Genomic DNA, 15,974 nt, shown 5'->3' with positions numbered 1-15,974 from the left:
TTTTACAGAAAAAATCCAACAAGTTGTTTGTTGTCTTTTTTTGAAAAACAGGCGGCGTGTCCGCCTTTTTTACACAGTTGTATCAAGTTGATTTTAAAAAATTATTGTGAAGGCACAGGTGATGCGAAAAGCAGATTTGTCAATAACGTACGGCGCGGTTGGAGGTTTAAGCGAGGATTTATTAGTCCAAACGGAGGTATGTAGATGAAAAGAACTGCATGGATTTTTGCGGCGTTATGCATATTACTGGCCGCATCTGTTTCAGCGGTGGCGTCTTCAGTGGGTGGAGTACAAATATTGCAAAACGGTACTAAAAGAAATATTTCGGTACCGGCGCAAAATGATAACGACAAATGGCTTCACAGTGTTGAATCGGCAACGTTATATGGCAGTTGGGACAATGTGGAGATGGGCATTTGGGGAAAAGAGGATTCTTCCGGAAAAATGAGGCTGGATCTCATTATGTCGGGGGACTTTGATTTTAAAAAATCGGATCGTAATAGTGGCGATTTCAGCGCTCACGGCGGCAGAGACAACTACAATATGACAGGAAACATCGCTGGAGATACTAAATTGATTGTTATCGGCGATAAAAACGTCATAATCGACTTGGACAACGGCGGGATTTTACTGTATGGCGGCGGCAGTTTCCTCTCCGATCAAAGCAGCGGAGATATTCTTGGTAGTACTACGGTAGAACTCAAGGGTGAGTCGCCGACATTTATTCTCGACCCTGAGGTGGATGATAACATCAGCTTTTTTGGCGGTAGCTCAGTCAGTCATAATAACACGCACACTATCCATGGTGATTCGGCTGTTCTCATAGATTCGCCGTGGAATATGGGCGATGATGATAATGACATCAGCTTTGTAGTCGGGGGAAGTGAAGCATGGGATGACGCTAAAATAGTGACTAAGGGTAAAACGTATATACGTGTCAATCATGAAAAAGCCAGCGCTACGAATATTAGGGGTGGTGGAAGGGTTTTTGGCAAAGCGTTTTGTATTGTAGAGGGCGGCAGTGAGTTGTTGCTGGAAAAAGGTTCCATCGGCAATTCCTACGCAGGGTGCTACGTTTCGCAGAACGCCAAAGCATATACAGCGAATACGTATGTGGAGATTCGGGATATCAACGCTCCCAGTGATGCCATGGTTACAGGCGGAGGCGTTTCCGGTTCAAACTTAGACTTGGATGATGCTGATATGCGTCCTCTCAGTGTCGTCAGCGGCGATACAAAAATCCTCATCGAACCTTCCGCGAATTACACAGGCAGAGGCATCTGCCGTATATTTGGCGGTTCAAATATCAGGGGCGCCGGGGCCACGGCTGAAGTGCTTGGCAGTACGGATATCATCATCAGCGGCGACGCGGCTCTTGAAGTGATAAAGCCTCAGGATACGGAAAATGACTGGACGCATATCAGTGCGGGAAGTTTCCGCAAGTCCAATAAGACGATATCCAACGACGTAAAGGGAGACGGCAATATCACCTTCAAAAATATCACCGACATATCAAAACTTATGAACAACACCGCGCTGAGCGGCCAGGGACGCGAACGTGACGAGAATATGCCAGGCAACCTGGGGTTTTACAACAATTCAGTTGCAGGCACGTCGCGCCTTATTTATGACAATGTCAAGGGAATAACGGGTGCGAGGACCTTTTACTTTGACGAGATAATTTTCAAAGGTGAAAGCGATGTGACATTTAACAGGTCATTGTCACAGCTTATGGATGCTGCCGGCGATAAAGAGACGGTTAAGCTCATGGTCGAAAAGGGCAGTACTCTGCGTATTGTGAAAGATCCAACCGGAGATACCGGCGACCCGATTCTCGGCAACGCGAAGATCGACGGTACGCTCATCGTCGAAGATGGCATGACGCTGATCCTCAACAACAGCCTTGAAAAGGGGCCCGACGCGATCGTCAAAGGCAATATCGTTGTGAGAAAGGTAAACCCGGAGGAGCCGCCCATTAAGCCGGACGACGTCAACGTCATACCGGTAAAGCCGGAGACGGTAAAGAGCGTCGACGATCTCCCCGCAGGCATTCCCGCGCTCGTTGAAAAACAGCCTAACGGCGACATCGTCGTGACTTCGGCGAAATTCGCCGCCGCCGTGGTTTCTAGCGACGTCAACGGCACGGTCGACACGAACCTGATCAAATCCATACCGGTGTTCAAGGCCGTCGTATCCGCGGGCAAGACGGCGCTCGCGTCGTTCAGGGGCAGGCTGGACGAATTTTCCTCCCACAAGTTCAAAGATATCGTGCTCTGCAAGGTAATACCGGGTAAGGTCCTCAAGTTCGCTTTCCAGAGCGTGCCGAAAAAGATCGAGTCAGGCGAATTTGCGATCACGACCGCCGACGGCGCGGCGGTTGACGTGAACGCTTCGCCGGAGGCGGGCGTGGAGTATCTCATCAGCTTTGCCGTCGCGGATAACAGCGAGTATGACCTCGACAAGGCAAAGGGAAAGATATTGGACCCGGCGGTGCTATCAGTCAACCAGTACCGGCTCACGCTCTCCGTGACTGAGCTCTCATTGGCTGAGGGGAAGTCCAAAACCTTAAAGGCATCCGGTTTCGCCCCCGGAGCGACGCTCACATGGAAGAGCAGCAACGACAAGGTGGCGGCGATTGAAGGTTCCGGCGCGGAGATAACGGTCAAAGCCATCAGCGCCGGCGAGGCGAATATCACCGTAACAGACGGTTCCGCTGCCGTGACCTGCAAGGTGACGGTGACGAAGGGCGGTTCCGGCGGAAGCTCCGGCGGCGGCTGTAATTCCGGCCTCGCCGCGGTGGTTCTCGCCGCGTTCATCCCGCTCTTCTTCCGCAGAAAGAGCAAGGCCGTTCATTAAGTAACGTCAAACGGAGGATGGGCCGCCTGTCCTCCGTTTGCATTTTTCCGCGGGTTTGGGAGCTTTTATCTTATCAATAGGGAGTGATTCAAATGGACAAAGGCGAGAGACTGGCAATTCAGTTTCTGCATCCTGGCAGAGAGAAGACCGAAGAGATGATCATCAAAAAGGCCGATGGAAAGCTATGCCGACTGCACGGACGCAAGTTTGTTAAGGACTGTGGGGATTATATTACTGATAGCTTGGTTTCAGGGGAAGAAAATGCGCAGATCATGTTCTGGTGTGAATATGAGCAGCAGCTGAAATACAATAAATTATGCGGCAGGCCTCATGTTGATGGCTACCCAAGGTACATTCAGACGTTAAGACCGGCCTGCTATCGGCAGAGCTGCGGCGAAATAGCCGGATGTATCAACACCGACCCCTATATATTTGGCAGGTATATGCTCTATTCAAATTGCCGGCAAAAAAGAAGTCCTCTTTTGAGAAATCTGCTGCCGGGGTCGGTCATCGTCTTCGGGAGCAGAGTGAACGGCCTTTTTTGTTTCGACACGGTGTTCGTCGTCTCACGACCGCTTTGTACCTTTACTAGAAGGGACGGCAGGGAGGTGCTGGGGAAATTAAAGGATGAGGGCGCGATCTCGGAAAACTTCTGGCAGGCCACGGTCGAGCCGCTGCTTAATGACGGTAACGCGGAAGGTGGCGAATATGTCTTATATGAAAGCGCCACCGATCAAAATCCCATAGACGGCATGTACAGCTTCTTTCCCTGCAAACCGCTGGACGATATCGGTTTCCCGCGTCTGGCGGCAACAGCGCCCTGTATAAACCATAAAATGTGGACCGGCATTAAGACCTTGGCGTCTGATGAGGATACCGGCGGATGTCTCCGTATTTGGGAATCTCTTCGGCGCGACGTGCTGGAAAACGGCCTCTGTCTTGGCGTCAGAGCGAAGGAACCTGGCGAGTGAGAACGGCCAGCCGGTATTTGATGAGAGCTATCTCTTATTTTAACTTTTAGCGGGGCGAGGTGCCGGCGGTTTGCTCCGACAGCACGGTTCTTCCAGCTGTTTTTGAAAAATATTCGGTTATATTTTTGCGTTCTTTTTAAGCTGAGCTTCAATATCACGGCCGCCGTACATGACTCGGATAATTGTGACGACGGCTTTTTCTATGTTGAGAATGTAAAATACGCAGTAGCTGCCGACAGGTATGACGCGTAGCCCACGGCTGTGCCATGGCTCATTCTCATATTCACGAAAGCGTTCCGGCATTTGGCTGAGGCTTAAGATGCTTTTTTCCAGGCGGTCAAGCTGTCCGCGGGCGTTTTCAGGCGACCGCAGTTCAAAAGCGATATATTCGTATACGCCGCGGAGGTCGGCATCCGCCTGCGCCGAAATTTCAATTTCAAAGATCATAATCTTTGTGGATGTCAGCAAATGCTCTGCCTGCCTGTTTAGTTCGCCCAGCCTTCGCGTCGGCATATCCTCTTTCCAGCTCGGCATTTACCTCCGCTTCGGATAAAGCTCTCATGTCCACTGGACGTGCGGAAGGAATCTTCACCTCAAAGGGAAGCCCTCTATGAAGAATGATCTGTTTGTAAAACATATTGATAGCGTTCGAGGCGGGGATTCCGAGCGCGGAAAGTATGCCCTCCGCCTGCTCTTTAACGTCCGGTTCGATTCGCGCATATAAATTTGCCGATTTAGCCGCCATCGTGCATCGCTCCTTTCAAATGTTTTCCTGCGTTCTTATTATATGCGTATGTCAGTACAACCGCAATACTAAAAGACCTGCCAGCAGGGCAGGCGCATGAAAAGCCGACCGCCAACGCCAGCTGGGCGTCGTCATTTTTAGCGCTTTCACAACGGTCGCCGTAAATTACCTTAGAAATATTAAGGAAAATGACGCGGTTTTCCTCCTGTAAATGTTCACTGCGGCCTATCACTGCCATGTGAAAGCGAAAAATGCCACCGCCCAGCCGTCGCTGGCTGCTCAATGTTTCTGTTAATAGACTTAATGTGTTTGCCCTGGGTCTGCCATCTGTACGGGTGCAGACGGTCGGCTTTAATGCTTCTGTTCAGGAAATAAGCGCCGCCGTTTTTCACTTTATTTCAATATCGCAGACCTCGGAATGTCAAAAATACGGAGGCGAAGCGGCATTGCCCTTCGCCTCCGTATTTTTTAGCCTTTTGTCGTATCTCTTATTTCTTTTTATCCTTCGCCCATTCGGCCTCCAGCTTTTCCAGTTCGTCGATGGTGATCTTTTTGTAGCCTTTGGGCTCGTTGAAGAGGCTGGGGTCCTGAGGGGCCGTCTTTATCTTCTTATATTCGTAGGAGACGGCACCATTCATCGATTCCATTTTTACGGGGATGGGGAAGCCGGTGCGGTACCACTCGTAGTATTGGTCCTGGGTCTCGCCTTTGTTGTATTTGACGGTGACGAGGAATTTTTTCAGGCGGTAGCTGTCGACCATTTCATAGCCGAGGTCTTTGCGCGAGAGGTCTCCCGTGTCCTTCGGCGCGCCGGTCTCTCCGATATCTCCGGGGATAACGCCCCAGAATTCCTCCTCCACGTAGACCCTCTTCTTCGGGAAGATGATCCACATCACCTTTTTGTCGGCGCGTGTCACCTCGATCTCGTCCATGCCCTCCATCTCAAAGCGGGATTTTTGCCCCGTCATGTATATTTTCCCCTTGCGCACGGAGTCACCGTCTTTTTCGACGAATTCGGCGCTGAAATCCATCGCGAGGGCCTGCAGCGCGAAGGCCAGGACGAGGATTGCCGCGGAGGCGGTGATTATCGTTATTTTTTTCAGTTTCATGCTGTACCTCTCTTTACTTTTTGCTTCGCCGCCTCACCCAGGGTAATGACAGCGGCGTTTATTCTGATATTATATAATATAGTCGCCTGTGTGGCCGCGCGCCGATTAAATTTATGATATGCCGGTGATATTGTGCTTTATGGAATTTTTCTAAGTGTAGTTACCTGTTTTTGTTGGGGCAGTACCTCTTTCCTGCTGCGGGGGATAAAGGGGCTGGACGCATCGGAGATGTCGCTGATGCGCTCCTGCGGCGGCCTGCTCTGCGCCGTCGGGCTGGTCTCTTTCGTACACGGGGCGGATGTGGCGCGGCTGGGAGCCTCTGAGGCGCTGATTTTTGCCGCTCTCGTGCTCTGCAATAACGTCATCGGCGACGTCTTTCTATTTTTCGCGCTGCACCGGCTCGGCGTCGCGCGCGGTTCGGCGATAGCGAGCTCCTACCCGATTCTTGTCGCGCTTGCCTCGCATCTCTTCTTCGGTTCGCCGCTTACGCTGACAATAATCACCGGCACGCTCTTTGTCGTCGCCGGCGTCGCTTTGCTCTGCCATTCGGACAAGGACGAGGGAAAGCTCTCCGTCTCCGGCCTCGTCTATGCCTTCCTTGCCAGTATTTTTTGGGCCGCGGGGCTGGTCTTCAATAAAGAGCTGCTTGTGGAGGGGTTCTCTCCCGCGACGATCGTGCTGGGGCGCGGCGTTACCTTTTTTACGCTCGCCTTTCTGATTTGGTTTTTTCGCGTGCTTGTGGTCAAGAAAGATCTTAACGCCTGGCGGGCCTTTCTCAAGAGGGATTCGCTCTACGGCCTGCTGGCGGGGATATGCTCGCTGGGTTTCGGCGCCTGGTTTTATTCGCGCGCGCTAGAGTATGTATCTCCCGCCGTCGCCACGCCGATAGGGGCCTCAAACCCGATAATCGCCTCGATACTCGCGATGTTTGTCTATAAGGAGAGGATACGCCCCTCGCAGTGGGCGGGGATCGCGCTGGCGGTCGGAGGTTCGATACTGGTGACCTTATAGGCGGCTATGGCCGGACAGGCCGCCTATGTTAAGACAAGCCATCGTTTGTCAGCTGCCCGTTCGATAGAATGACGCCCTCCCGAATACAGATAGGAGGGCGCCGGTTTTTCTTTAGATTCTCCGCCTCGGCGTTAAGCCGGGGATTTGGTGTTTTTAGAACGCGGGGACGATGCCCTTCGGCACGAGATTCTTGTTGATGTAGTCTTTGACCTCTTTGGAGTTGGAGGCCTTCACGAGCGCCTTCACCGCGGGGCTGTCCTTATCCGCGCCGCGCACTACGAGGACGTTCGCGTAGGGGGAGTCTTTGCCCTCGATCACGATCGCGTCTTTGGCGGGGATGAGGCCAGCTTCGCCGGCGAAGTTGGTGTTGATGACGGCGGCCTCGACATCCTGAAGGGTGCGGGGAAGCTGGGCGGCGTCAAGTTCGCGGATCTTGAGGTTCTTCGGGTTCTCGGTGATGTCCTTCGCCGTCACAAGCTCTCCGGCTTTGACCTTGATAAGGCCGCTCTTCTCAAGCAGGCGCAGGGCGCGGGCGCAGTTCGTCGCGTCGTTGGGGATCGCTATCTGCGCGCCGTTCTTGAGTTCGTCTATCTTCTTGATCTTCTTTGAGTAGAGTCCAAGCGGTTCGATGTGTATCTTCGCGACCCAAACGAGATCGTAGCCTCTCTCTTTGTTGGTGTTCTCGAGATAGGGGATGTGCTGGAAGAAGTTAGCGTCGAGGGCCTTTTCGGCGAGCGCGGTGTTCGGTGTCACGTAGTCGGTGAATTCTACGATCTTAAGGTCATAGCCGTCCTTTGCGACGAGCTCTTTGACGACGTTCATGAGGTCCTTGTGAGGGAAGGGGGTGACTCCGACCTTGATCTCTTTGCCGGCGGCGAAGGCGGTGGCGGGGATGATGAGTGCGACGAGAAGTGCGAGTGCGATTTTTTTCATTGTTTTTTTACTCTCCTTTTGATTTTTTTATTTAAGTTCGTTTTACCTAAATAACTACTAACGCATATTCCGCTGATTAGATGTGTCAGCCGCTAAACGGACAGGCTCCTGCTTTAGGCGCGTGGTGCTCATTTCATATTCTATTCGACACCACCTCCGTTATCTGATCTTCTCGTAGACATAGTTTCCGGCGTACTGGATCACCTGGACGATCACGATGAGGATCGCGACGGAGTATACCATTACGTCTGTCTGGAAACGGTTGTAGCCGTACTTTATCGCAAGGTCGCCGAGTCCGCCCCCGCCGACGACGCCCGCCATTGCGGAGTAGCCGAGGAGGTTTATCGCGACGATCGCCCAGTTGAGGACTAGCGCGGGCATCGCCTCTTTTATCATCACGCCGAAGATGATCTGCGTGGTGGAGGCCCCGAATGATCTCGCCGCCTCCACGACGCCGCGGTCGACTTCAAGCAGGCTGCCCTCCATGAGGCGCGCCACGAAGGGCGTCGCCGCGATCGTCAGCGGCACTATCGAGGCGGTGCTGCCGATAGAGGTACCGGCGATGAGGCGCGTAAGCGGGATGATCGCGATCAGCAGGATGATGAAGGGGAAGGAGCGAAGCAGGTTCACCGCCACGTCGAGCACGCCGTATACGGCCTTGTTGGGCTTCAGTCCGTTCGGCCCCGTGATTATCATCAGGATCGCCACGCCGGAGCCGAATATCCCCGAGAAGAAGGTGGAGACGACCACCATATATATAGTTTCCCAAAGCGCCGCTACAAGCTCACTGCCCATCTTTCATTACCTCCCAGTACATCTTGTTTTCTCCAAGCCATTTTTCGATATTCGCCACGTCCCCGTCGGCGACGTTTATGATGAGGAAGCCCATCACCGTCTCGCGGTACTTTTCGATGCGCCCGCCGACGATGGAGAAGTTGATGTCAAGGTCGCGCGCCATATTCGTGATGATGCTGTCGTTGGCGACCTCGCGCGGGAACATCAGGCGGATGTTGGTGCCGGAGGGGATGACGGCGTAGTCGTCCGTGATGAGCTTGCGCAGCTCCTCGCCGGGGGCGAGGAAGAGCTTGTCGGTCTCGCCGGAGGCGACGATCTCGCCGCCGTCGAGGATGATGACCTTGTTGCAGATCATCTTTACGACCTCCATCTGGTGCGTGACGACGATGATGGTGACGTTGAGTTTTTTATTGATATCCATCAGCAGTTCGAGGATCGAGATCGTCGTCTTGGGGTCGAGCGCCGAGGTGGCCTCGTCGCAGAGCAGTATCTCGGGGTTCAGCGCGAGCGCCCTGGCGATGCCGACGCGCTGCTTCTGCCCGCCGCTCAGGTTGCGCACCTTCTCATGCTTTTTCCCCGTGAGGCCGACCAGTTCGAGCAGCTCGTCGGCGCGCGCCGTCGCCTCGTTTTTAAGGGTGCCCCATACCTTGAGAGGGAAAAGGATGTTCTCATAGACATCCTTTCTGTTCATGAGGTTGAAATTCTGGAAAATCATCCCCATATCGCGGCGCAGGAGCTTCAGCTCATTTTCGTTAAGCTCCTTTACCTCTTTGCCGCCGACGCGCACGCTGCCCTCGCTGTAGCTTTCGAGGCCGTTCAGACAGCGCAGGAGCGTCGATTTTCCCGCCCCCGAGTGGCCGACGATGCCGAATACGTCGCCCTTCTTCACCTCAAGGGAGATGTCGGAGAGCACCTTATGGTCGCCGAAATATTTCCCCAGATTATTGATTTCGATCATACAGATCCATCCTTCGCACAAAATCTTGATTTTATAAAACTTCTTCTTCACAAAAAAAGACCGAGCCCTCAAGGCCCGGTCTTATGATTTTACGCGCGCGGCGCTCTAGGCGTCCAGTAAATCACAAGAGGAGCCCTTCGTGTACATGCACATCATCATGTTGTTGGTAAAGTAACCTGTACTAGATCTCATGTCTGCTCCTCCTTCTCCAAATATGGGCAACATTGTAGTAATGAATGGGGCGATTGTCAACCCCGTCGAATTATTTCTCCGGCCGTATCCACAGATAAAACATCGTCTCCGCGCCGCCGACCGGTTCCCCTCGGCTGTCGAAGGCCTCGGTGGTAACGGTGTAGAGCCGTTTTTTCCCGCCGCCCGGCACCGTTATTGTGTGGCGGAACTCATAGATCGACGGTGAGGCCCATTTTTCGTCCTGCGGGTCATAATAGCGTTCGAGGCCGGTGGGAAAATCTTTTTGGATCACCTCGCCCGTGCTCTTTTCCTCCAGACGGTAGCGTATCCTGGCGATGCGGTCTTTGATCGTGTAGGTGCCGTCGTCATTTTGTTCCACCTCCGAGAGCGGCGGCTGGATCGGCGGCACCACCCCGTAGAGGGTCACCGGCAGACCGGGGGCCGCCGCCACGGAATCGTATACGTTCCAATCGACCTCTCCCGCGTTCCGCGTGGGGAAATATTTCTCCGGACGCGCGCCTATCTCCGCGCGCGTGAAGCGCAGCCGTTCTCCCTCGTCGAGCTTTGTGATCTTTCCATCCTTCACATGCTCGCCGTCCCAGGCGGCATATTTCAGCGAGGGCTCGCCGGTGTCGTAACAGTAGAACCATACCTCGTCGCCGCGGAACAACCGCCCCTCAAAGGCGATGCGCCCCAACTCCACCTCCTGCGAGGCGCTGCGCTTTTCCGGTATGTTATAGAGCACGGCGTGGATCCTGCCGGAGTTATATTCCAGCGCGTCGTTGAACCGCCAGCGCAGCGGAATCTCATAGGCCCCGGGAAGTCCGCGGAACCAGTAGCCGGGGAATGGGTCTCCGTATATCCGGTAGCCTCTGGCGGCGGCGAACTCCGTCACCTTTTTCATATGGGCGGGCGGAGAGAAACGCGCGAGCATCTTGTCCGGCACGGAGCCGAGCATCACGTCGACATAACGCTCCGCGAGGACCCGGCTCCCGGATATCGCGTAGACGGTGACGCGGTAATACTTCCATTCGAGATCGTCCTGGTATAACTTTTTATAGTCGCTGTCAAAATCCTTTGTATTGCCGCCCTGTATCAGCGCGGCGTAACCCTCTTCCGTCACCGCCGCCTTGAGCCGGGGGTCGTAGAAGGACTGCGGGTCGCCGTGACGGTAGACGAGATCCGGCGGCGGCGAAGCCATCAGCTCCTCGGGAGAGAGCTTCGTCCATGGAGCTTTCCCCTCGTAACGGAACCAGATATCACGGCGCGGCGTGAGGCCGCTTATTTTGTCGACGTGGCTTTCAACGGTGCGCAGCGGTATCCTTATGCCGTCACGCATCAGTCCGGCCTCCGCCACCTCCACGCGGATGTCGATGGGCAGTTCGGCGGGAGATATCCCCTCGCGGTCGATGCGCCCGGCCACATAAAAGTCGCGCCCCGATTCAAGCACCGTCTCGTACACGGATGGTATCTCGATGGAGAGCTTTACCGCTTCGGCGCGCACGGGGGCGCAGAGGAGGCATAAGAACAGAAAAATTGTAAAAAAGCCGCGTCTCATTGGCACATCGTCCTCTCCATAGATTCATCCTAATTATATAAAGAATCCTGCAATAATGATATAAACAAATGTGCGCCCGGCGAGATTTCGGGGAGAACATGAATCTCTCACGCCCCTGCCCGCGTTGTTCGGCGGCGTCATAGTTGGCGTTGTTACAAAGTCAGCCGCGCGTATAAACGCCGATTTACCTTTGTTTTTGTTTGTGATGCCGGGCTTGACCCGGCATCCAGCGTCGTGGGGTTTTGTTTTTGCCTTACGAGGCGTGGAAAACCAGGGCGACGCCGTTGGACACCGGCTCGGAGGTTGGTGCGACAAATCAAGGGCAAATGGCAGTCTGGCTTCGATAGGCAGGACGGATAATAAATTGCAGTTTATCTTTTTACTTTGCCCTTAAAGGCGCCCTCTGTTCAGAGAGGGAGGCTACAAGAGCATAAGATAAACCACTATTTATCATTTACCACATCGTGGATAAATCGTCATTTATCGCCTTTGAGCGTTATCGATGCGTTTGCCCCGGTTTTTCCCCGAATTAGATAGACTTGCATGCCTCCGAACACTTATAATGTCTGAACCTAACATACTTTTGTCCGAGGTGCGGGAATGCGAAAATTTTTTCAGATGGCCGCAATCTTTTTTATACTGTTATTGACACCGGTGCAGGCCTGTGCCGATCATGTGTTCCTTTCCGAATATAAGCAGACTTTATTCAATTTAGGGAGCGGTCTGGGGGCGGACGAGGCGAACGACGTATTCCAGACCGCCGACGGTTACGTCTGGGTCGCCTCCTACAGCGGCCTCCTGCGTTACGACTGCACCGATTTCCTGCGTTTCGCGGGCGGACGCAGCGGTTTCGCGGCCAAAAGCGCCACCGCCCTCTATGAGGACCGCGGCGGACGGCTGTGGGTGGGCACCAACGACAACGGCATCTTTGTCCGCGGTGAGGGCGGCAAGTTCCGTCATATCCCAGACCCCGAGGGACGTTTCAACACCATCCGCGCCGTCACCGAGGGGCGCGATGGAACGATATATTTCGGCTCCGCAAGCGGCGTTGGGCGCGTGACGCGGGATGGGCTGGAACGCATCCCGCTCGGGGATATGGACACCGCCTTCGTCCTTGACCTCATATGCGACGGAGAGGGAGGCATCTGGGGCGTGACGCGCGCGGGGGAGGTCTTTGTCCTGAAAGACGGAGAGCTGCGCCGGCGGATAACCCAGCCGGAGCTCAGGGACCACACCGCGCAGTGTGTTATTCGCCACTCTTCGGGGCGGATATTCGTGGGGCTCTCCGAGGGGGGGATGCTCTCCCTCGGAGCGGACGGCTCCGCGCGTAATATCGAATATATCCCGACGCCGGGACTTGAGGGCATAAACGACCTTTACGAAGACCGTGACGGCTATCTGTGGCTCTGCGCCGATAACGGCCTCGGCCGCTTTGATAAAGAACTAAACTTCCGCCTGATCGAGGGGGCGCTGCTCGACAGCTCTATCGAAAGGATATTTCAGGACTATGAGGGGGGATTCTGGGTCACCTCCTCATGTCAGGGGCTGCTGTACTTCACGAAGAATAAATTCATGGATGTAAACTTCGCTCTGCAGCTGCCTCACGCGGTGACTAACGCCGCCCTTGCCGTCGGCGGCCTTCTCTATATCGGCACAGACGACGGGCTTTACATTGCCGACGCCGATTTCCGGCTTCATGAAAACGGACTGACGAAAGAGCTTCACGGAAAGCGCGTCCGCAATATCATCCGCGATTCCCGCGGACGGATATGGATAAGCACCTTTTCGGAGCTGGGGCTGATCTGCGTCTCTCCGGACGGGGGATTAAAACACTACCGCAGGGCCGAGGGGATGCCGGACGACAAGGTGCGCCTCTCGATGGAGCTTGCTAACGGCGACATCGTCGCCGGCACCAACAGCGGCGCGGCCATCATACGCGACGGGAAGGTGATACGGGTCTTTGACGGCGAATCGGGGCTGACGAATCTTACGATACTCTCCGCCTGCGAGAGCGATGATGGGACGCTCTATCTGGGCACGGACGGCGGCGGCATCTTCTCGGTGACGCGCGGCGGCGTGATGAGGAACTGCACGAAGGCAGACGGCCTCGGCGCGGACGTGATACTCCGCATGCTCTACGACGCGGAGGAGGGCGGCATATGGGTGAGCGCCGGCAACGGCATTTCATTTATGGACCGCGATGGCAAGGCGCGCTCTTTTAAAATCCCGGTCCGCGTCTCAAGCGGGATTTTTGATATAAAGAACGGGCCGCGCGGCAGGCTGATGCTGATCGCCGACACGGGTATACACCTGGCGGACAGGAAAGAGCTGCTCGCGGGCAGGGAGGCGCACTGGACCTCCTTCATGCGCCGCGAGGGGCTTGGCAGTACGGTGACGCCAAACTCATGGAACAGCTTCGACGGCCGCGGCAACTTCTACCTGTGCAGCACCAGTGGCCTCTACGCCGTGGTTCCCGACCGGATTGAAAAGAACAACGTCCGTCCGAAGCTTGTGGTTAACAAGATCATCGTGGACGGTACGGTTTACGAAAACCCTAAACGGATAGATATGCCTGGCGGGGCGAAACGACTCACCGTCGACCTTGCCGTGCTGAGCTTCACGAACCCCGGATACAACGTCGGGGAATACCGTCTCGAAGGTTTTGAAGACGAGACTAATACCGGCAACCAGCAGGATATCAGCAACATCAGCTACACGAACCTGCCCGGTGGCTCCTACACGCTCATATTCAGCGGACTTAACGGCGACGGCGTCGCGAGCGAGAAGCCGCTTGAGATATCGATAATCAAAGAGAAGGCTTTCTACGAGGAGCCCGTGGTGATCGTGCTCTTCTTCCTTTCGCTGGCGGCGCTGATATTCCTCCTCACCCGCTATTACTACCGGCGGCGCAGCCTCAAACTTGAAAGGCGTCAGGAGGAGCTGCGCGCGATCCTGGCACAGGCCTTCGCGGCGATCGCGGATACCATCGACGCCAAGGACCCGTACACAAGCGGCCACTCTACGCGCGTCGCGAAATATTCCGTCGCGCTTGGCCGGAAGCTGGGCTTTTCCAAAGAATACCTCGACAACCTCTATTACACGGCGCTGCTTCACGACATCGGCAAGATTGGGATACCGGACAGCATCCTCAACAAGCCGGAGCGGCTGACGGACGAAGAGTTTGAAATTATGAAGCGGCACGTGGTCAAGGGAGGAAATATCCTCAGCAACATCACGATAATCGACGAAATCAAAAACGGCGCCGCCTATCATCATGAACGCTACGACGGCACAGGGTACAGCAAAGGGCTTAAAGGCGAGGATATCCCGCTCGTCGCGCGCGTCATCTGCGTCGCGGACGCGCTTGACGCTATGGCCACCGCGCGTACCTACAAAACCGCGTGCGGCCTCGAATACATCATCTCCGAAATTGAAAAAAATTCCGGGCGGCAGTTCGATCCCGCGATCGCCGCGGCGATGGCAGCACTTTTGAGGAGCGGCGAGCTTAAAATATTCAGTGAGCCGTCGAATGAGGCGAAGGATGGAAATAATTCTTGAAGAAAACGGCTGAATGGACTTGAAATAAAATGAAATATTGGGTATCCTTAACTCATCACTTTTGATGATTAACAGTTGGATGTTTCCGGTCCTTCAGACAAAGGGCGCATCAAGGATATAGGAGTGTTTGATTTGGTACAGTCACACGACAATGTAATATACAACATACTTCTCTTTCTCAAAGAGACGAACGAACCCGCGGGCGCGGGTTCGGTGCAGCGCTTTCTGGAGAAGAAGGGCTTCTCCATGGCCGAAGCGACGGTAGGCCGCGTTCTGCGCGATATGGATTATGAGGGCTACACGGAGAAGAGGAGTAATCAGGGGCGCACGATCTCCGCCAACGGAGAGAGGCGGCTGCGCGAACTGGAGGAGATGCGCTGGCACGACAAATGGACGGAGGGTTTTCTGGACGTCTTTGAGAACACCGATAAAAATTACCTGCTGGAGCTGCTGGAGGCGCGTCTGCCGGTAGAGACGACCGTCGCGCGGCTCGCGGCGCTCAACGCCACGCCGGCGGAGATCGAGGAGCTTCGCGGCGTCGTGAAGGAGCAGGAGCGCCTCGCCAAGAGCGGCGCTCCCGTATCGGCGCTGGACAACGAATTCCACCGCACCCTAGCGGCGGCGAGCCACAATCAGATACTGGAGGCGATCGTCGAGCTGCTGCGCAAGAAAGAGGAGTACGGGCGGGTCTTTGAGAAGATACGCCGTGACGCGGGGCATATCTACAACAGCGAGCACCGCCGGATATTTGAAGCGGTCGAGGCGCGTGACCCGGAGCTCGCCGAGCTCACGATGAAAAGGCACATAGCGAACCTTATCGACAGCGTCTCCAAATAAACGAAACGCCGCCATACGGTCAGGCCCGGAGCCGCGGCCCCGGGCCTGATTTTTTGTGCGCGCGGTTCTTCGCATGGAGCACCTGTTTGACGGCGCCTGCCCCTGTCCCGTCGCTCCGGCCTCCGAGCCGGAGCCCAGCGTCCCCGGGTTTGCCTCACGAAATGCGGGAAAAACAAACCCCGCAACACTGGATACCTGGTCAAGCCCAGCATGACAAACCAAACCAAAATCATAATTTATCTTTTACCCTCTCGAAGATAAATCGCTGTTTATCTCTTTTCCCCTATCGAAGATAAATCGGCGTTTAGAAGTGCGAATAACGAAATGACTGGGGGCTTGGCAAGCGGAGGCGCACTAAAGTGCGGTGAGCATTGCCAAGCCCCCAGTCATGAAGTTAGTCGTGCTTATAAACGCCGATTTACATTTGTGAACGGACCTTCCGGCTACCACT

The 15,974-nt window shown here is 54.8% G+C and carries 13 protein-coding genes; 5 read left to right on the top strand and 8 right to left on the bottom strand.

The window, feature by feature from the left end; all coding sequences use genetic code 11:
• Positions 1 to 543: 543 nt before the first annotated feature.
• Positions 544 to 2,856, top strand: coding sequence for an Ig-like domain-containing protein (locus LIO98_RS13325; protein ID WP_291958135.1), 2,313 nt, complete (start codon positions 544 to 546; stop codon positions 2,854 to 2,856).
• Positions 2,857 to 2,948: 92 nt separating this feature from the next.
• A complete protein-coding gene (locus LIO98_RS13320) occupies positions 2,949 to 3,827 on the top strand; it encodes a hypothetical protein (RefSeq protein WP_291958132.1) in 879 nt (292 codons plus the stop codon).
• A 117-nt stretch (positions 3,828 to 3,944) separates the two neighbouring features.
• On the opposite strand, the gene LIO98_RS13315 is transcribed toward LIO98_RS13320, so the two are convergent.
• From LIO98_RS13315 to LIO98_RS13300, 4 genes are all read right to left on the bottom strand, one after another.
• Positions 3,945 to 4,274 (bottom strand): type II toxin-antitoxin system RelE/ParE family toxin, encoded by a 330-nt coding sequence (locus LIO98_RS13315; RefSeq protein ID WP_291958129.1) that lies wholly within the window; start codon positions 4,272 to 4,274, stop codon positions 3,945 to 3,947.
• Positions 4,264 to 4,572, bottom strand: coding sequence for a type II toxin-antitoxin system RelB/DinJ family antitoxin (locus LIO98_RS13310; protein WP_291958127.1), 309 nt, complete (start codon positions 4,570 to 4,572; stop codon positions 4,264 to 4,266). Before LIO98_RS13310 ends, LIO98_RS13315 begins: the two co-directional genes overlap by 11 nt.
• Entirely contained in the window at positions 4,562 to 4,810 is a 249-nt protein-coding gene (locus tag LIO98_RS13305) for a hypothetical protein (protein WP_291958125.1), read from the bottom strand. Before LIO98_RS13305 ends, LIO98_RS13310 begins: the two co-directional genes overlap by 11 nt.
• A gap of 250 nt (positions 4,811 to 5,060) precedes the next feature.
• Complete coding sequence (locus LIO98_RS13300) at positions 5,061 to 5,681, bottom strand: hypothetical protein (protein WP_291958121.1); 621 nt, start codon at positions 5,679 to 5,681, stop codon at positions 5,061 to 5,063.
• 132 nt (positions 5,682 to 5,813) lie between these two features.
• On the opposite strand from LIO98_RS13300, the gene LIO98_RS13295 reads away from it, so the two are divergent.
• Positions 5,814 to 6,692 (top strand): DMT family transporter, encoded by an 879-nt coding sequence (locus LIO98_RS13295; RefSeq protein ID WP_291958118.1) that lies wholly within the window; start codon positions 5,814 to 5,816, stop codon positions 6,690 to 6,692.
• Positions 6,693 to 6,845: 153 nt separating this feature from the next.
• Here the strand turns inward: LIO98_RS13295 and LIO98_RS13290 are convergent, their stop codons facing one another.
• The 4 genes from LIO98_RS13290 to LIO98_RS13275 all read right to left on the bottom strand — a co-directional run bounded on the left by LIO98_RS13290 (position 6,846) and on the right by LIO98_RS13275 (position 11,128).
• Positions 6,846 to 7,625 carry a MetQ/NlpA family ABC transporter substrate-binding protein gene (locus tag LIO98_RS13290; protein ID WP_291958114.1) on the bottom strand — a complete coding sequence of 260 codons (780 nt, stop codon included), beginning with the start codon at positions 7,623 to 7,625 and terminating at the stop codon, positions 6,846 to 6,848.
• Positions 7,626 to 7,784: 159 nt separating this feature from the next.
• Positions 7,785 to 8,420, bottom strand: a complete 636-nt coding sequence (locus LIO98_RS13285; protein ID WP_291958112.1) for a methionine ABC transporter permease — start codon at positions 8,418 to 8,420, stop codon at positions 7,785 to 7,787.
• Complete coding sequence (locus LIO98_RS13280) at positions 8,410 to 9,378, bottom strand: methionine ABC transporter ATP-binding protein (RefSeq protein WP_291958110.1); 969 nt, start codon at positions 9,376 to 9,378, stop codon at positions 8,410 to 8,412. The genes LIO98_RS13285 and LIO98_RS13280 overlap by 11 nt, the downstream gene beginning before the upstream one ends.
• A 262-nt stretch (positions 9,379 to 9,640) precedes the next feature.
• Positions 9,641 to 11,128: a hypothetical protein gene (locus LIO98_RS13275; protein WP_291958108.1), complete on the bottom strand. Its 1,488-nt coding sequence runs from the start codon at positions 11,126 to 11,128 to the stop codon at positions 9,641 to 9,643.
• Positions 11,129 to 11,746: 618 nt separating this feature from the next.
• Here LIO98_RS13275 and LIO98_RS13270 point away from each other — a divergent pair.
• Complete coding sequence (locus LIO98_RS13270) at positions 11,747 to 14,686, top strand: HD domain-containing phosphohydrolase (RefSeq protein WP_291958106.1); 2,940 nt, start codon at positions 11,747 to 11,749, stop codon at positions 14,684 to 14,686.
• Positions 14,687 to 14,818: 132 nt separating this feature from the next.
• A complete protein-coding gene (locus LIO98_RS13265) occupies positions 14,819 to 15,523 on the top strand; it encodes an FCD domain-containing protein (RefSeq protein WP_291958103.1) in 705 nt (234 codons plus the stop codon).
• The last annotated feature ends 451 nt before the right edge of the window (positions 15,524 to 15,974 follow it).

Source organism: Cloacibacillus sp., assembly GCF_020860125.1.
Lineage (GTDB): Bacteria > Synergistota > Synergistia > Synergistales > Synergistaceae > Cloacibacillus.
Note: the sequence above shows the minus strand (reverse complement) of the source record. Positions and strands in the feature narration are given on the sequence as shown.